The sequence below is a fragment of the Mesorhizobium sp. M0664 genome (genome assembly GCF_040320565.1).
GTDB lineage: Bacteria > Pseudomonadota > Alphaproteobacteria > Rhizobiales > Rhizobiaceae > Mesorhizobium.
In genome coordinates this window covers 40,412-64,241 of sequence record NZ_JAMYPW010000035.1, presented here as the reverse complement: position 1 = coordinate 64,241, position 23,830 = coordinate 40,412, and the positions used below count along the sequence as shown (strand labels likewise).

The window sequence follows — 23,830 nt, the reverse complement described above, 5'->3', positions numbered from 1 at the left end:
CCTCCCGGCGCAAAGCGCGCCAAACTGTTCGCGATGTCCTCGCACACCTGTTCGCGATGTCTCCGGTCCAAACAGGGGGGAGATTGGATGTCGCTTCGGCTTTCGCCAATCTTCAAAGAAGAACGCTGTCGGTGAAGCTGCCGATCTCCCCCCTTGAGGGGGAGATGTCCGGCAGGACAGAGGGGGGTGCTGTCTCGCCGGCATCGCGTCTCTGAACTGCTACAGCCCGCAGGCAGCCTGCGGCATAGGCTCCAGCCGGTAGACCTTGTCGTCGGAGCTGGTGTCGCCTTCCGCCGCTTTCGAGCACAGATCGATGATCGGCAGGCCGCTGTTCGGGTTGGCCAGCATCACCGTGCCGTTGGCGCCGCGGCGAAGGAAGACCTCCCTTTGCGCGATGTCACACGACGCAGCACCCGTCTTCGCGCTCGCCGCGCAGCGCCACTGGTCGCCCTCGCCCTGACAATTATAGACCTGCGTGACCTTGGCCGATTTCTGCCGCGTGGTAACCGAAACGGCGATATCGGCGCCGCTTGGCCAATTGGCCGGATCGCCCTCTTTGGCGAAAGACGCCAGTTCGACCGCTCCGCGGAAAACCCTGATCGACTGGGTCAGCTGGTCGGGATGCGAGCCGAGATGCCCGGCGTCGTAGTCGCGTCCGTAGCAGAAGGGCTGGTCCGGCTTCAGCCGCTCGCGCAATGGCGGGTCAAGTGCCGGGTCGATCGGGTCGATGCGCGCGAACTCCGCCTTGCAGGTCGCGGCCGGCATCGGGTCGAGCCTGAAGCCGTTATCGTCCTTGCCCAGCGCCTGCCTTTCGTACTCCGCCTTGCCGAGCTCGTCTTCCGATCCCGCGTCGAGATAGAGGTCGGGCTGCACGTCCGAGACGATCAGCCGGCCTTTGTCGTCGACCTTCAGCGAAGCCATGGTGCGGTCGCAGTCCATGCCGCAACGGATCGGGCCGGTCTTGCCGTCCTCCGACTCATGACTGCACCAGCCGCCAAGCCATTCAGGCGCCTCGGCGCCGCGCACCGTCGTCGCCATGAAGCCATTGTAGGAGGAATCGAAGCCGGTGCTTGGCTCCTCGTTTGGCCGGCTGACCGGATCGCGGCCGTAATAGAAGAAGATGCGCGTTACCTTCTGCTGCGGATGCGACTTGAGATGCGCGGCGTCATAGACGCGGCCGAAGCAGGCGTCCTTGCCGTCGGGGCTGAGCTCGGTGAGTTTGAGCGTGTCATCGGCGAAAGCAGAGCCGGCGACGGCAGCAAGCAAGGCAACCCCAACTCCGGCGCCCATCACGGTCCTTGATATCATGCTGGCTCCCCCTGCCCCGACAAGACGTGGCTTCAATTTATGCTAGGATCGAGGCCGAGGCCACGCAATTTGCGCGCGCCGGCCAAATGGGAGATGAAGCCATGCGACGCCGCGATATTTTCCGCGTCGGTCTTGCCGGGGCCGCCGGGCTTTTCGGGCTGCGCCCCACCAAGGCGGCAGCCATTGAAGTCAAGGCCGTCGAAGAGGAAAGGCAAAAGGTCGCCTATCACCTCAGCGATCTCGACAAGGTCAATTTCGTGCTCGGCAACATCAAGAACCACTTCGAAGGCACCGACGGCAAGGTCGACATCGCGCTTGTCGTGCACGGCCCAGCACTTGCCGCCTTCAAGTCGAAGTGCATATCGGCCGCCATTTCCGGGCGGTTCGCCGGCCTTGTCCAAGATGGGCTCAGCCCGCACGCTTGCGCCAACACCATGCACGGCATGGATATCGGCCTGGCCGACCTGCTCGACGGCTTCCATGCAGCCGACAGGGGCGGCGTCGTCAAGCTCGCCGAATTGCAACGCCAAGGCTACGCCTATCTCAGGCCATAGGGCAATTCCAGGAAAAGTGTGAAACGGTTTTCCGTCCGGAATTGCGTCAAGACAAAGAGGGAGCGGTTCGCCGTTTCCGTGAAACGGTGAACCGCTCTAAACTTTTACGGACTTGAACGCGAGGACTGCGAGGGCCTACGAAGAGCAGGCAGAGTCCCCGGAGGAATAGACGTGCCAGCCACCACCACCCTTGTCAGCCCCTCTCTGGTCATCCCCGACCTTGACGGAAAGGCGGTCCTGGTCACCGGCGCCTCGACCGGCATCGGCGCGGCGCTCGCGCTCGCCTATGCCGCGCAGAAATGCCGCGTCGCGCTGCATTACAATTCGAGCCGCGCGGCTGCCGAAAACCTGGCCGCGACCATTCGCAACGGCGGCGGCGACGTGTTCCTCGCCCAGGGCGATTTCTCGATCCCCGCCGATGTCGAGCGCGTCGTCGAGGACAGTGCGCAACATTTCGGCCGGCTCGACGGCCTCGTCAACAATGCCGGCGGCATGCTCGGCCGCGTGCCCTATGCCGAGCAGACCGAGGCGCATTACGACGCGGTGATGGACCTCAACGCGCGTTCCGTGCTGACAGCTTCGCGCAAGGCAATCCCATGGCTGAAGCGGCAGGGCGGCTTCATCGTCAACACCTCCTCGATCGCCGCGCGCAACGGCGCCGGTGGCGGCGCCGGCCTTTACGGCTCGGCCAAGGCCTTCGTCTCCAACGTCACGCGCGGCATGGCCAAGGAGCTGATCGGGTTCAACATCCGCGTCAACGCGGTGGCGCCCGGCACGATCGCGACACCTTTCCACGAGCGCTACTCGACCGACGACCAGATGAAAGGCATGATCGCCACCATCCCGCAGGGCCGCGCCGGCACCGCCGAGGACTGCGTCGGCGCCTATCTGTTCCTCTCCTCCGATCTGTTGAGCGGCTACATCATCGGCCAGGTGATCGAGGTCAATGGCGGGCAGTTGATGCCGTAGACGGCGAACTGCATACTCCCGGTTGCGTCATCTCAACGGAGCAAAGCGAATGTACGGACTGATCGGCAAGATGCGGGCGATGCGCGGCCAGCGTGACGCAATGATGGATATCCTGCTCGCCAGCACCGGTGCCATGCCCGGCTGCCTGAACTACATCATCGCCACCGACCCGGCCGATGCCGACGCGATCTGGGTGACCGAAGTGTGGACCGACGCCGAAAGCCACAAGGCTTCGCTGCAGCTGCCCGAAGTCCAGGCGGCAATCGCCAAGGCACGGCCGATCATCGCCGGCTTCGAGTTCCAGGTGGAGACGCATCCTGTTGGCGGGTTCGGGTTGCCGGCGGTGAAGGCGGGATAGAGGGAGAGGCCTATGGGACAGCGCCCCCCTCTGGCCTGCCGGCCATCTCCCCCTCAAGTGGGGAGATTGGCAGCTTCGCCGACAGCGCTCTTTTTTGGAGATTGGCGAAGGCCGACGTGACATCCAATCTCCCCACTAGAGGGGGAGATGTCCGGCAGGACAGAGGGGGGCGCGAAGGATCGCTGCGGATGGTTGGTGCCATTACCACCCAAGCCCTTTTCCGCGCAAAAAGGGTTCGCATTTTTTCGCCACCGGTCTAAGAGCCCATCTATGGATTCTTCCCCGAACCCGCCGGCCATCGAGCACCTGGCGCGGATCCACAAGGCCTGGCAGTGGCCCGTCCTGGTGGTGGTCTCGGTGCTGTTTGCCGGCGTGCTGGAGCTCGCCGCCCTGCCCGCCGCGCTTTTGATCGGACCGATGCTGGCGGCCATAGCTGCCGGCACCAACGGCGCCACGGTGCGCGTGCCGCGGGTTCTGTTCGGTTCAGCCCAGGCGGTCGTCGGCTGCCTGGTCGCCAGCTCCATCTCGGCCGATATCTTTCCCGTCTTCTACAGGGAATGGCCGCTGTTCCTTGGCGTCGTGATGGCGACGGTCGCGGCATCCAGCCTGCTCGGCTGGCTGATCAGCCGCTGGCGCATCCTGCCCGGCACCACCGCGGTCTGGGGCTCGTCGCCGGGCGCCGCCACCGCCATGGTGCTGATGGCCGGTGCCTTCGGCGCCGACCAGCGCCTCGTCGCCTTTATGCTATATCTGCGCGTCATCTGCGTCTCGATGACGGCAGCCCTGGTGGCCAAGCTCTGGGTCGACACCTCGGGCATCGAGGTGCCGGCCACCGTCTGGTTTCCGCCGATAGACCCGCAAGGCTTGGCCGCAACATTCGGCGTGGCGCTGGTCGGCGGCCTCGCCGGAAAGCTTTTCCGGCTGCCGTCGCCGTTATTCCTCGGCACCTTCATTTTCGGCACCGTGATCCATCTCGGGCTCGGCGTGACCATGCAGTTGCCGCCCTGGCTGCTTGCCTTGAGCTATACGATGATCGGCTGGAGCATCGGCCTGAATTTCACCAGGGCCATTCTGCGCCACGCGGCCCGCGCGCTGCCGCAGATCGTCGGCTCGATCATTGCCCTGATCGTCTTTTGCGGCGGCCTCGCCTTCCTGATCAGCCGCCTGCTCGGCATCGATCCGCTGACCGCCTATCTGGCAACCAGCCCCGGCGGCATGGACAGCGTCGCCATCATCGCCGCCGCCGCACAGCATGTCGACATCTCCTTCGTCATGGCGCTGCAATCGGCACGCTTCCTGATCGTGCTTCTGGTCGGCCCAAGCGTGGCGCGGCTGGTGGCGAGAAGCCTCAAATCATAGCAGCTTGCCTCTCCCTGATTGGTAGCCTGTTTTCCTGAAACCGGTCGCACTTTGCTGTCGCCGACCGTATCGGGCCAGCACCCGCACGAGCTCAAAAAATAACTTGACTCAAATACTCAGATTTGAGAGCCCCTTCCGTCAATGTACGGAAGAGTGGAGACGAGTTGATGCGGAAACGGACGATGACATGGCTCCTGGGGTTATCACTGCCGGGCAGCGTTGCCCTGCTCGGCCTGTCCGGGCCGGCTCACGCTCAGGACCAGGGCGGCGTCACGGTTCTCAACAAGATCGAGGTCGATGCCGAGAGCGACGAGATCCTCGTGCAGGACGGCTATGTCGCCAAGAAGGACCGCATCGGCACCAAGACCGACACGCCGATGGTCAAGATTCCGCAAGCCGTTTCGGTTGTGACGCAAAAGCAGATCGAGGACCAGAAGCCACGCACGCTGAACGAATCGCTCGGCTATGTCGCAAGCGCCAATCCCAACAGCTTCGGCTTCGACACCCGCTACGACGCCTTCTTCCTGCGCGGCTTCCAGGCCTTTTACAACGGCATGTTCCGCGACGGGCTGCGCCAGTACAACGGCCCCTCGGCCTGGTTCAAGACCGAGCCCTACGGCATCGAGGGCGTCACCATCCTGAAGGGTCCGGCCTCCTCGCTTTACGGCATCAGCGGTCCGGGCGGCATCGTCAATCTGGTCACCAAGCGCCCCAAGGAAGAACAGTTCCGCGAAATCGAAATGCTGCTAGGCGAACACAATCGCTTCCAGGCCGCACTCGACGCTTCCGGCCCGGTGAACGACGACGGCAGCATTCTTTACCGCTTCACCAGCCTCGGCCGCACCAGCGACACCGACCTGCCCGGTTATCCCGACGACAAGATCTATCTGGCGCCGGCCGTCACCTTCAAGCCGGACGAGGATACCAGGCTGACCATCCTCGGCGAATATTCGAAATCCGTCACCGGCGGCACCGCTGCCTTCTACAATTCAGGCGGCGCTCTGACGAACCTCTACGAGGGCGATCCCGCCTGGAACGACTTCGACCAGACCCAGGGCCGCATCGGCTACGAGTTCGAGCACCGTTTCAACGACGTGCTGACGGTCCGGCAGAACCTTCGCTACAGCGCCGTCGACAGCGACATCGAATATAGCGGTCATTACCCGGACGGCGTGGATCTGAAACGCTATTGGGGCCACTACACCGAGACCATGAAGAACTTCGTCGTCGACAACATGGCGCAGTTCGAATTCGATACCGGCCAGGTCAGGCACACGGCGGTAGCCGGCATCGACTACGCCTGGTCGAATTATGACGCCGGCAGCGGTATCTCCTACGTTTCCGTCGGTGACATCAAGGCCGCTCCAGTTCCTTACTCTGGCGGGCAGGAGATGAACCAGCTCGGCGCTTATCTGCATGACCAGATGGAGTGGAACGATTTCACCCTGTTCGCCAGCGGTCGCTACGACTGGGCCGACACCACCTCGACCGCCGCCGACTTCACCAGGTCCAAGCAGGACGACAGTGCCCTTTCCGGCCGGCTCGGCCTGTCCTACCAGACCGAATGGGGCATCACGCCCTATGTCAACTATTCGACGTCGTTCTCGCCCAATATCGGCTTCGTCTATGACGATGTCAGCAGCCCGATCGGTCGCGTCGCCCGTCCGACCATCGCGACGCAAAAGGAAATCGGCGTCAAATACGAGTTTGCCGATTACAACGCCGCCGTCAGCGCCGCTCTGTTCGACATCGACCAGAAGGATGGCGTCGTCTTCGACGCCTCGACCGGGATCAACAAGCAGCGCCAGCTCGACCTGAACTCGCGCGGCGTCGAACTGGAAGCCAGCGCCTCGCTCGACAACGGCCTCAGCATACTCGCCTCCTACACCTATCTGCGCGTGAAAATCGAACGCGGCGCCACGGGAACCGCAGGCAAGGAACTGTCGGCGACGCCAAATCACATCCTGTCGCTCTGGGGGCAGTACCAGTTCGAGGACGGCACGCTGCAGGGGCTCGGGCTGGGCAGCGGCGTTCGCGTTGCCGGCTCGAGCTATGGCGACGACACCAACACCTTCAAGAACGACGCGCGCGCCTTCGTCGACGCCTCGCTCTCCTACGATTTCGGCTACCGCAATCCCAAACTCGAGGGCGTGAAGCTGCAGGTCAACGCCAAGAACCTGTTCGACACTCAAAAATCCATCTGCTCGGCCGGCTATTGCTACCGCGACGAGGGCCGCTCGCTGTTCGCCAGCCTGCGCTACCGCTTCTGATGTCGATCGCCGTTTCCAGCCGGGCATCGACGCCTGTCGCGATCGTCCTGGCGATCGGCGGGCTCTACGTCGCGCAGAGCGTAATCGGCGGCATCACCTGGGCGGGCCTGCCGGCGGTGATGCGCGACCAGGGCCTGCCACTCGACCGGATCGGCCTGGTCTCGCTGATCGCGCTGCCATGGGCGCTCAAGTTTCTATGGGCGCCGGCCGTCGAGCGCTATCGGCTGCCGCCGGTCGGCAAGAACCGCACCGGCACGATCGTCGCCGCCGGTGGGCTCGTGTCCATCGCCGGGTTGTGGGCCGTCGGCGCGCTCGGCCCGGAGGCCTGGTGGCCGGTTCTGGCCTGCCTGACCATCGTCGCCTTCGCCGCCTCGACCGTCGACATTGCCTGCGATGGTTTCGCCGTGCAGAGCCTGGCCAGGGAAAACCACGGCTGGGGCAATGCCGCGCAGGTCGGCGGCGCCTATCTCGGCTCGGCCATCGGCGCCGGCCTGTTTCTGCTTCTGGTCGACACTTTTGGCTGGCGCATCGCCGTTTGGGCGATGGCCTTGCTGCTCCTGCCGCTCGGTCTGCCCTTCCTGCTCGGCGCGGCCAGCCGCGCGCGCGAGGAGACGCGCGAGCATGTTCCCAGCCTCCTCGACGCGTTGAAGCGTCCCGAAATTCGGCGCGGCCTGGCAGCGTCGGCCATCTATGTCCTGGCCCAGAAGGCGGCACTCGCCATGCTCGGACCATTCCTGATCGACGCCGGGCTCGACCTCCCGATGGTCGGACTTGTCAACGGCGTCGGCAGCATGTTCGTCGGCCTGGCTGCCGCACTCGCCGGCGGCGCTCTCGTCAAATGGTTCGGCCCGCGCAACGTGCTCGTCCTGGCGCTTTTCCTGCAGGCCGGATCGCTGTTCTTCTTTTCGGTCTTCGATCTTCTTGGTGGCTTCTCGACCACCGCTTTGATGGCCATCGCGGTGCTCAGCTCGTCCGGCTTCATGGCTCTCGGTTTCGTCGCGCTTTACGCGCAGTTCATGCGCTGGTCAGATCCAAGACAGGCGGGCGTCGACTTCACGCTGTTCCAGTGCATGGACGCACTGATGAGCATGGCCGGCGGGATCGCGGCCGGCTACGCAGCGCAGTATTTCGGCTATGGCGCGTTCTTCGCCGGCGCCGGCCTCGTCGCGCTGCTGGCGGTGCCGGCGATCATCATCGTATCCGACCGCCGGTGACCGCGGAGCATCGTCGCGCACTATTCTTCGCCACCGTCCGCCGCTTGCGCCCCGCGGCGCCAGTAGGCGGTGACCAGATGCCGGTCGCGCGGCACACCCCATTCCTTGCGGACGATCCTGCGGATCTCGCGGAAATCGCCGAACTCGCATCCGGCCCAGACATAGAGATTGTCGGCAAGCGCGGTGCGGTTCCGCTGCCGCAGCACCACCGGCAACAGGCTGGCCGTGCCGGCCTCGCGCCCATGCCGATAGAGCCAGGTGACGGCAACGGCCTCGCCCGCGGCCAGCGGCATCCGATCGTCGGGACCATCGACCTCGATGAACGCTTCGGCGCGGGTTGACGGCGAAAGCTGCTCCAGGATCCTGCCGATCGCCGGAAGCGCGGTGTCGTCGCCGAGCAGCAGCAGGTTTTGCGCCTCGGGCACGCCACCTCCGCCCGGTCCGATCATGCCGATGATCTCGCCGGCAACTGCCTTTTCGGCGAAAGCGGCCGCCGGCGTATCCATACCGGGGTGGAGGACGAAATCGACATCCAGCCAGCCGCTTGCGGCGTCCAGTGCCCGGATCGTGTAGACCCGCACGACGAGCGCGTCCTCGCCCGACGGCCAGACCATCAGGCCGTCGGCGCCCATCGACGGCCACACCGGTGGCCTGCCGCGCGGCGGCAGCAGCAGCCGCACATGCAGGCCGCCACGGCCAAAGCGGCCGAGTTCGTTGCTGGCGAAGCGGACGCGCTGCATATGCGGAGAAATCCGCGTCGAGGACAGCACCGTGATCTCGCGGAAGAACACCGGCGGACCGGCATCGCTGCCGTCGCCCTGCCAGGCGATGCCCCTGGTCGTGCCGAGATGTTGCGAAAAATGGCCGGCGACCGCCATCTTCATGTAGGACAGGCAGGTTTCATCCTCGGCCGCGACGCGGATCAGCACGTTGTCGTCACCGAGCGTCGCCTTCAACGAGCCGTAATGCGTGCGAAATTCCCAATGATCGGCAAGGCCGGTATCGATCTCGGATTCGCCATGCTCGGCGCGCAGCCTGTCCATCACCGACCGGATAGCGGCACCGCTGATCCGGGTTTGCGCACTCAAATGCTCCATCGCTCAGCCTTTCGATGCCGTTGAATTCGAGATCGCCATACGGCGTCCTCGCCACGCCGGAATGCCACAGCCGGCCTGGCGTTTCCACTAAAAGATGATAAATAGAGTCATGTTTTTGGCATCAAGCCAATGAGTCCCGCGCGAGCAACGGCGGCCGTGGCGGCGAGGTGGCCTAAACGGCCCTCAAAATGTCCTTCAGCTAATCACCAGGCTGGAGATGCGGTCGCCGTCCAGGGTGAACGCCATGTCGCCCTCGCCGTTGAAGCCGTTGCCTGTGACAGCGATGCGGACCTTGTAGGTATCGCCCGCCGGTTCGATACGAATGATGCTAAGTTTGGACTGCACGCCGATATTGTCCGACTGGTTCCAGCGCGCAATCTGCTCGCGGCCCTTGAAGGACCGGCCCCAGTCACTCAGGAACGAATCGGGCGTGAACGTCTCGAGGAAAGCTTTGGTGTCGCCGGCGTTGGTGGCTTCGACAAAGCGGCGGATGGCATCGGGCGTGGTCATTTCCTTCCTCCAGGTGGCCTAATCCAGCCGGTGCATCAGATCGTCGTCCAGCCAGCGGGCGAAGAAATAGACCAGTTGCTTGTGCCACCACGGCCAGTCATGGGCGACATCGCCGCCCCAGTAGTCGACCCAGGCCGGAATCGACTTGTCACGCAGGATCTGTTCCAGCGCCTGCGTGTCGGCCAGCATCCGTTCCTCCCAGGCACCCTGCCCGCAGCAGAAGATCAGCCGCAGCGCCTTCAGCCTGACGAGCAGCCCCGGATCGACGATACCCGGCAGGTAGTCGAGCGGCGAGTTGAAGAAAATCTGTCCGTCGAGCGCGCTGCCGAAGAAATCGTGGGTGGAGTAAACCCCCGACAGCGCGATGACGCCGCTGGCCAGTTCCGGAAAGCGGAAGACGAAATTCGACGAATGGTACCCGCCCATCGAGCAGCCGCAAAACAGCGGCTTCAGCGTACGCCCGCCATTGGCCTCGGCTGCGACAGACAGGAGTTCCGGCAGCGCCTCCTCGCGCACATAGCGGAAATACGCTTCATGCCGGGCGATGCGATGGGCCGGCTCGGCGTGGCGGTCGAAGAAGGATTCCGCATCGATGCCGTCCAGCGTGAACAACTGGATGCGACCGGTGTCGACGAACTCGGCGAGAGCCGAGACGGCGCCGGAATCCTCGAACTGGTAGAACCGCCCTTGCGAAGTCGGGAACACAACCACGGGTCGGCCGGCATGGCCGTAGCGCTTGTATTCCATGTCGCGGCCGAGGTTGCGGCCAAAACCCTTGTGGTAGGAAACGTCCATCGCCTCACGCCTTTTCCGCATGGATGTAGTCGACCGCCCGGCGCAGCGCCTTCGGGTCGGTGGAGCGCAGCTGATAGGCGTAGTTTCCCATGGCGCGGCTGAAAACCTCCTCGATGGCGTGATGATGGACGATCATGTCGCCATGGGCGGCCAGCACGTCGGCATGGCTGTGCACATAGTTGAGGTGCCGCTTGCGGCTGGCATAGGCGGTGAAATACTTGCCCCTGTAAGGGCCGCCGGCGGCGTCCTTGACCACCATGTCGGCCCAGGCGGCATAAACATCGATATCGAAGGTGTAATTGATGGCATCGGTCATCCAGGCGCCAGGCGGCCGCATGTTGACCTCCAGCGCGATGACCCGGTCGTCCCTGGTTTCGAACAGCTCGATGTGGAAGAAGCGCTCGCGCACGTCGAACGCCTTGAGGATTTTCCTGCCGGCCTCCTCGACCGCCCGGCTGATCTCGGGAAAACAGACATAGCTCATATGGCGGTCGCGGTTGACCACCTCCATGACGCTCTGGTCGTAGCGGTGGCTGGCGGCCAGCACCACCTCGCCGTCGCGGTTGACCAGCCCGTCATAGGTCACCACCAGTCCTTCGATGAATTGCTCCATGACGAAGCTGACGCCTTCCGGCTTGTCCCTGAAGAAGCTGTCGAGTTCGCCGGCGTTGGAGATTTTGAAAGTGTTCGAGGCGCCGGAGCCCGAATCCGGCTTCACCACCACGGGATAGCCGACACGTCGGATGAAGGTCATGGCGCCGGCGCGGTCGGAGCATTTGCGTTGCGGGATGGTTTCGACGCCGCTCTTGCGGAAGAACGCCCGCATGCGGCTCTTGCGTTTCAAATTCTTGACGAAGTCGAGCTTGGTGCCGAAGATGTTGAAGTCGGTGCGGATATTGGCTTCCAGCTCCAGCCAATGCTCGTTGAGCGATTCGAACCGGTCGACGCGGCCCCATTTGTGGATGAAATGGCCGATCGCCCGGAACACCGGCTCGTACTCCTCCATGTCGTCGATGCGGTAATATTCCGAAAGGGCTGCCTTCAATTTGCCGTCCAGCGCATCGAACGGCGCGTCGCCAATGCCGAGCACGGTGGCGCCGGCCTTCTTCAGCCGGTCGCAGAAATCGGCGCCATTGGCTGGAAAATGCGGCGAGAAGAACACGAAGTTCATGGACGATCCCTCCCGGCGGCGAGCCATCGCACCCCGCCGACAATCGACTCTGGCGCATTTGCCGGGCTCGGGGAAGAGCAACTGGATCAGGTGAGCGGCTGGACCCGCGAAAGGTGACGCCAAAACCGTGAAATAAAAACCCGCCTCGACAGCGGGTCCTCGGCGCCAGTCAGCACCATACTCAAATTAGTAGCATAGCTGCCGGCACAAAGCAAGAACAAAGTTGCTATAATCAGGAAAAATCGCTTCATGTCGGCGCCGCGCCTTCATTGCAGCTTGGGTTCCTCTCTCCCATTTCGCGACGGCGCGGAACCCCGGTCTTGAGGCTGGATCGGCAGCTTTCTGCGACAGCGAGGCCCCCACTTGCCTCGCTTTGCCCGCTCCTGTATGAAATCCGCCATGAGCCTGCGCGCCACCTCTTTTGCGTCCCGTCCGACCGGCATTGCCGGCCAGACCGTTCGCGCGCTCGCCTCCACCCTGCTGCTTCTCGGCCTTATCGGCGATCGCCGGGTTCGCTGAAGGAGCGCCCGGCGGTCGAATTCGCCGCTCACGCGCACGCTCCTTGGCCAGTTACAAAATTGGCACGTCACATCAAGCGAACGAAATTCTGGTAAAGGCGCCGCTCGCCACCAATCCGCCTGAAGCTGGATCCGCGAGCCGCCGGGAGAAAAGACGATGAACGCACGAGAAGATATCCGTCTGAATGTAGAGGAAACCGCCAGCCCCGCGAGGGGCATGCCGGATGCTGCCCGGAAGTACCAGCCCTATCCGACCGTCGGTCTTGCCGATCGCACCTGGCCCTCGAAAGTGATCGACAAGGCGCCGATCTGGTGCTCGGTCGACCTGCGCGACGGCAACCAGGCGCTGATCGATCCGATGGGCCAGGAACGCAAGGCGCGCATGTTCGCCCTGCTGCTCGACATGGGCTTCAAGGAGATCGAGATCGGCTTCCCGTCGGCCTCGCAGACCGACTTCGATTTCGCCCGCTGGTGCATCGAACAGGGCAACGTGCCCGCCGACGTCTCGCTGCAGGTGCTGGTGCAGTGCCGGCCGGAACTGATCACCCGCACTTTCGAGGCGCTGAAGGGCGCCACCAACCCGATCGTCCATTTCTACAACTCGACCAGCGAATTGCAGCGCCGCGTCGTCTTCGAGAAGGACGTCGCCGGCATCAAGCGCATCGCCACCGATGCGGCCAAGATGATCACCGACATGGCGGCCAAGGCCGGCGGCGGCTACCGTTTCGAATATTCGCCGGAGAGCTTTACCGGCACCGAGCTCGAAGTGGCGCTGGAGATCTGCAACGCCGTCACCGAGATCGTCAAGCCGACGGCGGAGAACAAGCTGATCATCAACCTGCCCTCCACGGTCGAGATGTCGACGCCCAACATCTATGCCGACCGCATCGAATGGATGTGCCGCAATCTCGACGAACGCGAGAACCTGTTGATCTCGCTGCATCCGCACAATGACCGCGGCACCGGCATCGCCACCACCGAACTCGGCCTGATGGCGGGCGCCGACCGCGTCGAAGGCACCCTGTTCGGCAACGGCGAGCGCACTGGCAATGTCGACATCGTCACGCTGGCGCTCAACATGTACACGCAAGGCGTCGATCCCGGGCTCGACTGCTCCGACATCAACCGCATGAAGGACGTCTACGAATACTCCAACCAGCTGAAGATCCCCGAGCGCCATCCCTACGTCGGCGAGCTCGTCTACACTGCCTTTTCCGGCTCGCACCAGGACGCCATCAACAAGGGCATGAAGGCGCTGCGCAAGGCCAACACGCCGCACTGGGAGGTGCCCTATCTGCCGATCGACCCGGCCGATGTCGGCCGCAGCTATGAAGCCATTATCCGCATCAACTCGCAGTCCGGCAAGGGCGGCATCGCCTATGTGCTGCATGCGGATTACGGCCTCAACCTGCCGCGCAACCTGCAGATCGAGTTCAGCCAGGCTATCCAGGCGATCACCGACTCCGAAGGCAAGGAGGTGCCGGTCAAGCGCATCTACGAGCGCTTTCTCGACACCTATGTCGACCAGCCCGGCGCGCGGCTGAAGTTCCTCGACCACCACACCTATCCCGACACCGAGGTCAAGGGCCGGCGCGTGGTCGAGGCGGTGATTCTCGACAAAGGCAAGGAGGTGACCATATCAGGCACCGGCACCGGCCCGATCGACGGCTTCGTCGATGCGCTGTCGCGCCATGTCGGGGTGCCGATGTCGGTGCTCGATTATTCCGAGCATTCCATGCAGCGCGGCTCGAATGCCTCGGCCATTTCCTATGTCGAGATGGAACATCCGGACGGCAAGCTGTTCGGCGCCGGCATCAACACCAACATCGTCGCCGCCTCGCTCGAAGCCGTGGTTTCGGCCGCCAACCGCATCGTCGGCCGAAAGGGCGGCTAGCCGGGACTGCCAGGCCCGCGCATCAGCCCACCGGAAATTTTATCCGGTGGGTACGCTATCGCACCATAAGCACATGCTTGTAAGGCGCCGCCAGCGCGATATGATCGTACCTCAACCTGTGCCGAATTCGAAGGGATCGACACTTGCAGCATACCACGCCTGCCGCCCCCGCAGTGCGCGAAACGTTGGAGCGATTGCTTGCCAGCGAAACGTTCGGACGATCCGAGCGCGCGCGCAAGCTGCTCCGCTACCTCGTCGAGCGCGAGCAGGCAGGCGAAGCCGACAGGCTCAAGGGCTTCTCCATCGCGATGGACGTGTTCGGCAAGGACGGCGATTTCGATCCGTCGACCGATGCGGTGGTGCGGGTGCAGGCCGGCAGGCTGCGCGAGCTGCTGCAGCAGTATTTCGCCAATGAGGGCGTTGCCGAACCGGTCCGCATCGCCATTCCGCGCGGCGGCTATGTTCCGTCCTACGAACTCAACGCCATTCGCTTGCCGGCGGAGGTGGAGCCCAAGGCAGAAAGCAAGCCGGAGCCGGCAACAGAGGAAGCGGCGACGACCGCCCCGCCCGGATCGCTGGAGGACGCCCGCAACCGGGCACATCCGGCTGCATTGCTGAGCGTTCCAGCCGTCGCCCCTGCTGCTCCTTCGCTGCAACGCCATTTGCAGTTCTTCTGGCTGGCGATCGCGCTGGTCATCCTCATGCTGGGTGTGCTGATCCTTCGCCAGGGCAGCGTGGTGTTGCTGACCGGCGGCGACACGGCGATCGAGACCGCGGTGGCGACCGGCAGCATAGCAGCGCCTCCGGTTGAAAACCTCCCCCAGGTCTACATCGCCATCAAGGCCGACAGCGACCTGGCTCGCCGTGTCGCCGCATCGCTGCGCGCCGGCCTCAGCGGCTTCGATACCATCAATTTCATTGGCCGTGATGCCGACAGCCCGCCCGATCCAGTAACCGACGCCGCCAGCTTTGTATTCGATGTCCTGCCCGGGCCGCGTAGCGGCGACATCATGCTCGAGCTGCAAAGCGTGGCGACCGGCCGCGTGCTGCTCTCACGCAACCTGACCGCCGGCGACAGCGCAAACACCGCCATCGAGGACCAGATCTCCGGCATTTTGAGCTCGGCTCTTCCCGCCTCGGGCACGATCTACAACTACATCGAGCAGAGCGGCATCCAGACCGGGCTGACGGCGTGTCTGGTGCTCAACGGCAAATATTATCTCGACCAGAATGCCCAGACGCACGAAGCCGCCTACCGCTGCCTCGAAGATCTTGCCAACCGGGAGGCGAAGTCGTCGCTCGTCTATTCGGAACTCGCGTCCTTGCATCTCGAAGCGGTCACCGACCACTATCCCTACCCCGCCGACGCGACGATCGACAAAGCCATGACGTTTGCCCATCGCGCCATCCAGATGGGCCCGACCAGCCCCTACGCGCACCGCGCCCTTGGTTACCTCAATTCGCGCATGGGCGATTCCGCGGAATCGATCCGCTGGATGCGCAAGGCCTATGAGCTCAATCCCTACGATCTCGCAATGGCCGCCGCCTATGGCTACGGGCTGGTTTTCGCCGGCAGGTACGGCGAGGGCACCCCGATCATCGCTCACGCGGTGGACATCGCCAGCGCCCATCCGACATGGTGGGATTACGGGCTGTTCGCCGGAGAGTTCATGATCGGCGACATGAACAAGGCGACGCTTGCCAGCGACGGCTTGCGAACGACGGAAATGAAATCGCATTATCTGGCGGCGCGGCTGATCGGCGCCAGGGCTGCCGGCCGCGAGAAGCTGGCGAGCAGGTTGCTGCAGGAACTGACCGCTAAATTCCCGAAATTCGCAGCCGATCCGCGCGCAACTTTCGTCGAACGAAGATATCCCGCCGATCTGACCAACCGGCTGGTGGAGGCCCTGCGTGCCGCCGGGCTTGGCGGCGCCAGCTGACGTCTCCCGGCGCGTGCACGACGTCAGGTGATCGCGAAGATTTTACTGGCCATCCGGACGGCCAAAGCGCAATTCAGACACAATTTGAACCGGCCAATCTGATCCCCCATAGGTCTGATCCCGCATAGGCTGATCTCCACATAAGTCTGACCTCCCGCAAAGACTGATCCTCGCATAAGACCGCCCCGGCATCCTGATTGATTCCGGCACCAAGCCATAAAGTTTGCATGACCCCATCCCTTTACGCTGCCGAACGGGGCGCCGGCCCGACAACGATCGCCTTCCTGCATGGTTTCGGTGGCTGCCACGACGACTGGCGCGATGTGGCCGAGTCTCTGGCGCCCGGCGCGCGGACCCTGGCCTATGATCTGCCGGGACATGGGCTGTCGCTCGATTTTCCGGGCGGCGGTCCGGCCAGGATTGCAGCCAGTGCCGTCCTTGCGGATCTTTCCGCTCGCGGGATAAAGCGGGTCCATCTCGTCGGTCATTCGATGGGCGGCGCGGTGGCCGCCCTGATGGCATTGAGCGAGCCCGAAAGAATGGCGTCGCTGACGCTGCTGGCGCCGGGCGGTTTCGGTCCTGAGATCAATGGTCCGCTGCTGCGTCGCTACGCCGCCGCTGCCGGCATGGATGAAATCCGCGCCTGTCTTGCCGCCATGTCGGGACCGCAAAGCCGGCTGCCGCAGCATAGGGTCGAACTCGTCAGCGAGATGCGCCAGCGGCCCGGCCAGTTGCGTACACTTGTCGAGCTCGCAGCCGCCATGACCAGGGATGATCGGCAAGGCGTCATCCCGAACGAGCGGCTTGAAACGCTGAATATGCCAATCATGGTGGTTTGGGGAACCGACGACGCGATGCTGCCCGTCAGCCAGGCGGACAGCGTGCCGAAGCATTTTCATCTGCACCACGTGCTGGAAGCCGGCCATATGCTGGTCCAGGAAGCGCCCGGCCTGGTCGTCGAGGCCGTCCGTCGCAATATGCGGCGCCGCAGCAGGCGACTTCGTCCAGGATTCGCCGCTGCGGCGAGCTGATCGGTCTTGGCGCAGGCACGGCGGCGGCGCTTGTGCTCATCCAGCGAACCCCTTGCCGGCCCATCGATCTCGCAAGTGCATTTTGCCGGCGGCTGTGTTAATTCGGTGTTAACCAAACCCGCGAGGCAACGCCGATGAAGGACGCAGGCGAGAACATCACCCAGATCGATCAGTCGCGAAAACTGTCCGATGCCATTCGCGACGTCAAGAACGCCTTCGCCGACCGCGACGACGTCGTCGTCGAGATGCGCGAAGCGCATCGCATGCGGCTCGATCTGCTTGCCGCCGAACTCGCGTCGGTCTTCGGCGACGTGCCCACCGACATGGACAGTTTCGACTTCGCCGTCTCGTCCGGCCTGCAGCCACGGCTGTGGATCGACGCCGTCAGCCATGTCGCCATGGGGCGCGACCGTCGCACCTACCGCTTTCTCAAGGACACGCGCATCGGCCGCGTCGTCCTCGCCGAATCGACCGAGATGAAGGTCGTTGCCGACCAGGTGACGCGCTATGTCGCCGAGCGCGTCGTCGAACGCCAGAGAATGATGGAAGGCGGCATCGAGCAGGCCGTCGCCGGCCTGAAACGCGCCCTGGTGGCGGAGGCTGAGCCGCCGCTGCATGTCGCTGCGCGCAGCAACGGCTGGTCGGCGTTCTTCTCGGGCCTCGGCCTGATCGCCGCCGGCGCCCTGGTCGGCCTGGCGATTTCGCTCGTGTTGTTCTGGGACCGCATCGTTGCAATGAAAATCAGCTTTTAAAGCATTTGCAGCCAAGTGATGTCACTTGGCGTCGCAGAGTGCGGCTGACGACCGGCGAGACGCTCCCATCTGAGTTCACCGCGCCTCGGCAAGCGTGGCCTCGGCCCCCACGCCAAGCTCCATTGTCTGCAGGTCGCTGGGCGGCAATGCCGGCCCGGTCAGGCCGCGGCGCGTCAGCCTGATCCGCCAATTGTCCTTTTCACCGTCGATGTCGAGCAGATTGTATTGCGCCGGCGCATGCGAACTGCCGGGCGCCTGCCCGGCGGCGGCGACCCCGACCACCGGGATTTTGGTCTTGCGGGCGCCGATGAAGAAGAGCGACGGCACATGCGAATGGCCGTGCAGCACAAGCTCGGCACCATGCCGGTGAAGAACCTTGTGGAAGCGCGAGATGCCGAACAGCCGCTTGTTCTGCGAAACGGCGCCGCGCACCGGCGGGTGGTGGATCATGATCACCCGGAACAGGCCGCTCTTGCCTGTGGCGTCGAGCATGCCGCGCAGCCTTTCCGCCTGGCCTTCCAGAAAGAAGCCGTTGGCCATGAAGGGAGCCGTGGCGCGCGCCGTGGAGACGCCGATCAACGCAACATCGCCGCGCACGCGCAGATACGGAAAGGTGTTGCGGTCGACCGGCGTATTGACGCCGTCGCCGGTCATCCACGCCGCCCAGGACCGGCAGGTCTTGTCGAAGGCGCCCGGCACATAGGCGTCATGGTTTCCCGGCACGACCGACACGTCATTGGGCGAGCCCAGCGTCTCCAGCCAGTGCTTGGCCATCTCGAGCTCACCGTCGAGCGCCAGATTGACAAGGTCGCCGGTGATGGCGAGATGGTCCGGCCCGCTGGCCTTCATGTCGGCGACGATGGTGTCGATGACTGCATCATGCATGTAGCGGCGGCGGTTGCGCTGCCAATTGACGTAACCGACCACGCGCTTGGAGGCGAGATCGCGATAGGTTACATCGGGAAGCGGCCCCAGATGGACATCGGAAATATGCGCGAGCCTGAACATCTTTTCTTCATAGGCGAGCCGCGCGCGGCTTTCCACTCACGGTTTCGCGGACGATGACGCCGGATCCGGAGCAAGCCCTGCGCCAGACCGGCTGGCCGGGCTTCAGGGCGAGGCTGTTTCACCTGTATTTCGTACTGCGGCGGCCGATGACGCTCGGCGTGCGCGGCTTGATCCACCACCGCCCCTCCAATTCCGTCTTCCTCATCCGCCACACCTATGTCCCGGGCTGGCACCTTCCGGGCGGTGGCGTCGAGTTGGGCGAGACGATGATCGAAGCGCTGACACGCGAAGTCTTCGAGGAAGGCAACATCGCGCTGACCGGACCGCCGGTGCTGAAGTCGCTGCATTTCAACCGCCGCGCCAGCCGCCGCGACCATGTCGGCCTCTATCTGGTCGAGGCGTTCAACCAGACAGCGCCCAAGCTGCCCGACCGCGAGATCGCCGAAGCCGGCTTCTTCCCGCTCGACCGCTTGCCCCAGGGCACGACACCGGCGACGCTGCGGCGGATTGCCGAAGTTTTGGGGGGGAATTCGGCATCGCCTTACTGGTAGATCATCTCTTCAACAGCTTTGGCTGCGTCGGTATAGACCGGCAGCATTCATTGTTCTCAGAGAGATAAATGCTGAGCGATGAGGAGAAAAAATGCAACACAGCCAAAACGATAGATTTAGAATCGCGCTCTATGTATCACTTTACACGGGAATTAATGTGATAACATTTTCAGTTATAGCGTTAATTTCGACAATAGTTCTTGGGATAGATCCATACATGTTAGCAAAAGTTGGAAGATTTATCCAATTCACAATACAATTAGTTGCGGCATTCGTGACATATTTCGTTTTTATAAAGCGACATGCTCAGCTTTTTACTCGCACTGAATTCTGGAAAATGGTCGGATTCTCAACCCTGATAGAAATGATTTTGGGAATGGCTGTGCTTCTGCCGTCGGGATTGTTACGCGCAATCCCGCCCCAGATGTCGGTCGTGATCGTCATGATCAGCGGCATCGTTGCGTTCCTTGCAACGTCGCTCGGCTACTCCAATCGATTTGGAAGTACCATATTGAAAGCTGAACTCGTTAGAAGGGCAAAGATGGACTCCGAGACCTTCCGCTAGATCGCTGATTTCACGCCGCCTTCCTGAACCTGTCCCGGTCATGCGGCGCGCCGTAGTCCAGCTCCGGCCCGACCGGCACGATGCGCGTCGGGTTGACCGTCTCGTGGCTGCCGTAATAATGCGACTTGATGTGGTGCAAATTCACCGTGCCGGCGACGCCCGGCACCTGGTAGAGATCGCGCAGGTAATTCGACAGGTTCGGATAATCGGCGATGCGGCGCAGATTGCACTTGAAATGGCCGACGTAGACCGGGTCGAAGCGGACCAGTGTCGTGAACAGCCGCCAGTCCGCCTCGGTGATGCGGCCGCCGACGAGATAGCGCTGCCTTGACAGACGGTCCTCCAGCGTGTCGAGCGCCGAGAACAATTCGCCGAACGCCTCCTCGTAGGCTGCCTGCGTGGTGGCGAAGCCGGCACGGTAGACGCCATTGTTGACCGCGGGATAGACCAGCGCATTGATCGCATCGATCTCGCCGCGCAACGGTTGCGGATAAAAATCGAGCCTGGCATCGCCCCATTCGTCGAAGGCCGAATTGAGCATGCGGATGATCTCGGAGGATTCGTTGGAAACGATGGTCTGCTCGCGTTTGTCCCACAGCACCGGAACGGTGACCCGGCCCGAATAGCCGGGATCGGCCCTGGTGTAGATCTGGTGCAGGAAATCGAGGCCGTAGAGCGTGTCGCCGGTGGCGCCGTCCTCGGCCAGGAACGTCCAGCCGTCGGCGCCCATGAAATGATGGACGACCGAGACGGAAATCACGTCCTCGAGTTTTTTGAGCACGCGAAAGATCAGCGTCCGATGCGCCCACGGGCAGGCGAGCGAGACATAGAGGTGATAGCGGCCGGGCTCGGCCTTGAAGCCGCGTTTTCGCCCTTCGACCGGCGTGCCGTCGCGGGTCACCCAGTCGCGCCACTGCGACTGTGCCCGCACGAACCTGCCGCCGCTCTCCCCGCTATCGTGCCAGCGGTCCTGCCATTGGCCTTCGACTAGCAATCCCATGCAATATCCTTTCGCGTTCCTGCTCGATGTAGGGCACCAAGCGGCGCCGCGGAAATCCCCGATGCTGAACAGATCGTCAACGGCTGCGTCGTCGAGTGCGCGTCGGCTGCGCGGGCCAATTGCGGCGGCTGAAAATTGGTGCTAGCGGACATCCGCATGTTCGACTTTGCCGTGATCCGGTTCGACCGACGACGAAAGAGCGCCCGCGCTTGATGAAGCGCTGACTGGCGAACGCTGCCGCTTGCAGCAAACCTTTCCTCGCATACCGGAACGCAAAGACCATGAGCCTTGCCGACTTGAAATACCTGGCCGACGTGAAATACCTGCCGGAAACTCCGGCGCACGATCCTGAAATCGAAGCCATCAATGACGAGGCCTTCGGGCCAGGTCGTTTCGTGCTCGCCGCCTACAAGATCCGCCAAGGTGGCCCGCATGAACGGGCTTTGTCCTTCGTGGCCGTCGATGGCACAATCGTCGTCGCCTCGGTACGGATGACGCGCATCGCCGCCGGCGCTGGCCGCGCGCTGATGCTCGGGCCGCTCGCTGTGCGGCCGGCCTTCAAAAATTTCGGCATCGGCCGCCGGCTGGTGGCAATCGCGCTGGAAGCCGCCGCCAAGGCCGGCGCGCCGGCGGTGATGCTGGTCGGCGACGAACCCTACTACGGCCCGCTCGGCTTCAGGAGGCTGCCGCGGGGGCAGATCTCGATGCCGCGTCCGGTCGACCCCGACCGGCTTTTGGCGCACGAGATCGTGCCGGGCGCGTTGGCGAGGCTGGCGGGCGAGGTTTGCCACGCCGACCAGGCAAGGATTGCCGCGCACATCGCCGCGATGGCATGACCGTGCCGGTGCTGTCGCACGGTGGCTTGGCGGCATAGTCTGGGCACGGAGGAGGACGTCGAGATGAACCCGAACGGCCAGATTGCGATCGTCACCGGTGGCGGCTCCGGCCTTGGCGAGGCGACGGCGCGCGCTCTTGCCGCCGGCGGCGCCAGGGTAGCCGTTCTCGATCTCGGTATCGAGCGTGCGGCCAAGGTGGCGGCTGACATCGGCGGCATCGCCGTCCGATGTGATGTGAGCGACGCCGAGAGCGGTGCCGCCGCAGTCGCGGAAGCGGCAGAGACACGCTCGGCGCACCGCGCATCCTGGTCAATTGCGCCGGCATCGTTGTCGGCATGAAGACGATCGGCAAGGACGGACCGCATCCGCTCGATCAATACCGCAAGTTGATCGAGGTCAATCTGATCGGCACCTTCAACATGATCCGCCTGGTCGCCGACCGGACCGCCAGGCTCGAGCCGCTGCAGGGCGGCGAGCGCGGCGTCATCGTCAACACCGCATCGGTCGCAGCCTATGACGGCCAGATCGGCCAGGCCGCCTATTCCGCGTCCAAGGCCGGCGTCGTCGGCATGACGCTGCCGGTGGCGCGCGATCTCGCCCGCTCCGGCATTCGCGTCTGCACCATCGCACCCGGCATCTTCAGGACGCCGATGATGGCCGGCATGCCGCAGGAGGTGCAGGATTCGCTCGGCGCCGCTGTGCCCTTCCCTTCCCGTTTGGGCGAGCCTTCGGAATACGCGGCACTTGCCTTGCACATCATCGAGAACCAGATGCTCAACGGCGAGACCATTCGCCTCGACGGCGCCATCCGCATGGCGCCGAAATAAATGCGGTGGTGATGCCTTGGACGAACCCAGGAAAGACGTGATCCGCGCGACCGATGCCGAGGCGATCAGGCTGGCAAAGACGCTGATCCGCAGCGCCCGTTTCGGCGCGTTGGCAGTGCTCGAACCAGGAACCGGTTCGCCGCTGGCCAGCCGGGTCGGCGTCGCCACAGACATCGACGGCACGCCATTGATCCTGGTGTCGATGCTGTCCGCTCATACCGGTGCCATCCTTGCCGACCCGCGCTGCTCATTGCTCGTCGGCGAACCCGGCAGGGGCGATCCGCTGGCGCATCCGCGATTGACGCTCGTCTGCCGCGCCGTGCGGCTGGAGCGCGGATCGAACGAACACGCCCGCGCCGAGCGGCGCTACCTCAACCGCAACCCCAAGGCAAAACTCTATGCCGGGCTCGGCGACTTCTCGATTTTCCGGCTCGAACCGGAGCGCGCCAGCCTGAACGGAGGCTTCGGCAAGGCCTATCTGCTCGACCGCACCGATCTGGTCGCGACGGGAGCGATCGTCGAAGAGCTTGCCGCCGGCGAGCAATCGGCGCTCGACCACATGAACGCCGACCATCTCGATGCGATTGCCCTCTACGCAAGTCATTTCGGCGGGGCGGAGAGTGACGGCTGGATCGTCACCGGGTTCGACGCCGACGGGATGGATCTCATATCGGGCGACAATGTCTGTCGGGTTTTCTTCCCCGAGCCGCTGAGAGCGGCGCGCGACCTCAGGCCTGTCCTGGTTGACATGGCCAAGGCTGCCCGATCGGCAAATTAATCACAGCCGCACAGTTAATCGGCTTGCGTGGAAAGCAAGCCTTGAGATTTGAGCGAAATGTTCTACCTTTGCGAGTGACGCTGAATCGCTGGCGTGCATCTATAGGGAAAGTCTATGGAATCCGACGCTATTGCCCCCATAGCGGCGGATGAGCAAGAAGGCATGGGGGATCTATGGTCTCGAACAAACTAGTCGCCAACGCCGGAACCGCGGCTGCGTTTCTGACGCTGATGGGCAACGAAAAACGTTTGTTGATCATGAGCTATCTGGCCGAGGGCGAGATGTCGGTCGGCGCCATAGCCGAGAAGGTATCGCTCAGCCAATCCGCCCTGTCACAGCATCTGGCCAAGCTCAGGGCTTCCGACCTTGTCGAGACCCGCCGCGACCGGCAAATGATCTATTATTCCTGCAAGTCCGCGGCGGTGCGCGAATTGCTGCACATGCTGGACGGCATTTTCGGCGAAGGTGAACTGTCGCAGATGGCTCACCGGCTGCGTCGCGCCGGGACCTGAGCGGCCGAGGCGG

The 23,830-nt window shown here is 63.5% G+C and carries 22 protein-coding genes and 1 pseudogene; 15 read left to right on the top strand and 8 right to left on the bottom strand.

Features of this window, described 5'->3' with window-relative positions:
* Positions 1-219: 219 nt before the first annotated feature.
* Positions 220-1,308, bottom strand: coding sequence for a hypothetical protein (locus NKI39_RS24695; protein ID WP_352835034.1), 1,089 nt, complete (start codon positions 1,306-1,308; stop codon positions 220-222).
* A 101-nt stretch (positions 1,309-1,409) separates the two neighbouring features.
* Here NKI39_RS24695 and NKI39_RS24690 point away from each other — a divergent pair, with 101 nt between their 5' ends.
* The 6 genes from NKI39_RS24690 to NKI39_RS24665 all read left to right on the top strand — a co-directional run bounded on the left by NKI39_RS24690 (position 1,410) and on the right by NKI39_RS24665 (position 8,032).
* Complete coding sequence (locus tag NKI39_RS24690; protein WP_352835031.1) at positions 1,410-1,862, top strand: DsrE family protein; 453 nt, start codon at positions 1,410-1,412, stop codon at positions 1,860-1,862.
* Positions 1,863-2,033: 171 nt separating this feature from the next.
* Positions 2,034-2,831: an SDR family NAD(P)-dependent oxidoreductase gene (locus NKI39_RS24685; RefSeq protein ID WP_352835029.1), complete on the top strand. Its 798-nt coding sequence runs from the start codon at positions 2,034-2,036 to the stop codon at positions 2,829-2,831.
* Positions 2,832-2,880: 49 nt separating this feature from the next.
* Positions 2,881-3,189 carry a putative quinol monooxygenase gene (locus NKI39_RS24680; RefSeq protein WP_352450553.1) on the top strand — a complete coding sequence of 103 codons (309 nt, stop codon included), beginning with the start codon at positions 2,881-2,883 and terminating at the stop codon, positions 3,187-3,189.
* Positions 3,190-3,459: 270 nt separating this feature from the next.
* On the top strand, positions 3,460-4,548 hold the full coding sequence (locus NKI39_RS24675; protein WP_352835026.1) for an AbrB family transcriptional regulator: 1,089 nt from the start codon (positions 3,460-3,462) through the stop codon (positions 4,546-4,548).
* Positions 4,549-4,730: 182 nt separating this feature from the next.
* The gene (locus NKI39_RS24670; RefSeq protein ID WP_352835023.1) at positions 4,731-6,818 is read left to right on the top strand and encodes a TonB-dependent siderophore receptor; all 2,088 of its coding nucleotides are present in this window, start codon (positions 4,731-4,733) and stop codon (positions 6,816-6,818) included.
* On the top strand, positions 6,818-8,032 hold the full coding sequence (locus tag NKI39_RS24665) for an MFS transporter (RefSeq protein WP_352835020.1): 1,215 nt from the start codon (positions 6,818-6,820) through the stop codon (positions 8,030-8,032). Before NKI39_RS24670 ends, NKI39_RS24665 begins: the two co-directional genes overlap by 1 nt.
* Before the next feature lie 20 nt (positions 8,033-8,052).
* Here NKI39_RS24665 and NKI39_RS24660 read toward each other — a convergent pair whose 3' ends face one another.
* From NKI39_RS24660 to NKI39_RS24645, 4 genes are all read right to left on the bottom strand, one after another.
* Complete coding sequence (locus NKI39_RS24660; protein WP_352835017.1) at positions 8,053-9,129, bottom strand: siderophore-interacting protein; 1,077 nt, start codon at positions 9,127-9,129, stop codon at positions 8,053-8,055.
* Between the two features lie 195 nt (positions 9,130-9,324).
* Complete coding sequence (locus NKI39_RS24655; RefSeq protein ID WP_352835014.1) at positions 9,325-9,639, bottom strand: YybH family protein; 315 nt, start codon at positions 9,637-9,639, stop codon at positions 9,325-9,327.
* 18 nt (positions 9,640-9,657) lie between these two features.
* Positions 9,658-10,434: an esterase family protein gene (locus NKI39_RS24650; RefSeq protein WP_352620494.1), complete on the bottom strand. Its 777-nt coding sequence runs from the start codon at positions 10,432-10,434 to the stop codon at positions 9,658-9,660.
* Between the two features lie 4 nt (positions 10,435-10,438).
* Entirely contained in the window at positions 10,439-11,605 is a 1,167-nt protein-coding gene (locus NKI39_RS24645) for an ATP-grasp domain-containing protein (RefSeq protein ID WP_352540972.1), read from the bottom strand.
* A gap of 675 nt (positions 11,606-12,280) precedes the next feature.
* Between NKI39_RS24645 and leuA the strand changes: the two genes are divergently transcribed.
* The 4 genes from leuA to NKI39_RS24625 all read left to right on the top strand — a co-directional run bounded on the left by leuA (position 12,281) and on the right by NKI39_RS24625 (position 17,740).
* Positions 12,281-14,017: a 2-isopropylmalate synthase gene (gene leuA / locus NKI39_RS24640; protein WP_352835010.1), complete on the top strand. Its 1,737-nt coding sequence runs from the start codon at positions 12,281-12,283 to the stop codon at positions 14,015-14,017.
* A gap of 143 nt (positions 14,018-14,160) precedes the next feature.
* The gene (locus NKI39_RS24635; RefSeq protein WP_352835007.1) at positions 14,161-15,957 is read left to right on the top strand and encodes a tetratricopeptide repeat protein; all 1,797 of its coding nucleotides are present in this window, start codon (positions 14,161-14,163) and stop codon (positions 15,955-15,957) included.
* A gap of 227 nt (positions 15,958-16,184) precedes the next feature.
* Complete coding sequence (locus NKI39_RS24630; RefSeq protein WP_352835005.1) at positions 16,185-16,988, top strand: alpha/beta fold hydrolase; 804 nt, start codon at positions 16,185-16,187, stop codon at positions 16,986-16,988.
* A 134-nt stretch (positions 16,989-17,122) separates the two neighbouring features.
* A complete protein-coding gene (locus NKI39_RS24625) occupies positions 17,123-17,740 on the top strand; it encodes a hypothetical protein (RefSeq protein WP_352469693.1) in 618 nt (205 codons plus the stop codon).
* A 75-nt stretch (positions 17,741-17,815) separates the two neighbouring features.
* On the opposite strand, the gene NKI39_RS24620 is transcribed toward NKI39_RS24625, so the two are convergent.
* Positions 17,816-18,748: a metallophosphoesterase family protein gene (locus NKI39_RS24620; protein WP_352835043.1), complete on the bottom strand. Its 933-nt coding sequence runs from the start codon at positions 18,746-18,748 to the stop codon at positions 17,816-17,818.
* A gap of 53 nt (positions 18,749-18,801) precedes the next feature.
* Between NKI39_RS24620 and NKI39_RS24615 the strand changes: the two genes are divergently transcribed.
* On the top strand, positions 18,802-19,299 hold the full coding sequence (locus NKI39_RS24615) for an NUDIX domain-containing protein (protein WP_352835002.1): 498 nt from the start codon (positions 18,802-18,804) through the stop codon (positions 19,297-19,299).
* Positions 19,300-19,605: 306 nt separating this feature from the next.
* Here the strand turns inward: NKI39_RS24615 and NKI39_RS24610 are convergent, their stop codons facing one another.
* Together NKI39_RS24610 and NKI39_RS24605 are read right to left on the bottom strand one after the other, a co-directional pair.
* Positions 19,606-19,755 carry a hypothetical protein gene (locus NKI39_RS24610; RefSeq protein ID WP_352540966.1) on the bottom strand — a complete coding sequence of 50 codons (150 nt, stop codon included), beginning with the start codon at positions 19,753-19,755 and terminating at the stop codon, positions 19,606-19,608.
* 119 nt (positions 19,756-19,874) lie between these two features.
* Complete coding sequence (locus NKI39_RS24605; protein WP_352834999.1) at positions 19,875-20,864, bottom strand: glutathione S-transferase family protein; 990 nt, start codon at positions 20,862-20,864, stop codon at positions 19,875-19,877.
* 281 nt (positions 20,865-21,145) lie between these two features.
* Between NKI39_RS24605 and NKI39_RS24600 the strand changes: the two genes are divergently transcribed.
* The 4 genes and pseudogenes from NKI39_RS24600 to NKI39_RS24585 all read left to right on the top strand — a co-directional run bounded on the left by NKI39_RS24600 (position 21,146) and on the right by NKI39_RS24585 (position 23,817).
* The gene (locus NKI39_RS24600; RefSeq protein WP_352815212.1) at positions 21,146-21,700 is read left to right on the top strand and encodes a GNAT family N-acetyltransferase; all 555 of its coding nucleotides are present in this window, start codon (positions 21,146-21,148) and stop codon (positions 21,698-21,700) included.
* Between the two features lie 63 nt (positions 21,701-21,763).
* Positions 21,764-22,527: pseudogene (locus NKI39_RS24595) on the top strand (SDR family NAD(P)-dependent oxidoreductase).
* 16 nt (positions 22,528-22,543) lie between these two features.
* Positions 22,544-23,305, top strand: a complete 762-nt coding sequence (locus NKI39_RS24590; protein WP_352834995.1) for a HugZ family pyridoxamine 5'-phosphate oxidase — start codon at positions 22,544-22,546, stop codon at positions 23,303-23,305.
* A 173-nt stretch (positions 23,306-23,478) separates the two neighbouring features.
* Positions 23,479-23,817, top strand: a complete 339-nt coding sequence (locus NKI39_RS24585) for an ArsR/SmtB family transcription factor (RefSeq protein WP_023679553.1) — start codon at positions 23,479-23,481, stop codon at positions 23,815-23,817.
* The last annotated feature ends 13 nt before the right edge of the window (positions 23,818-23,830 follow it).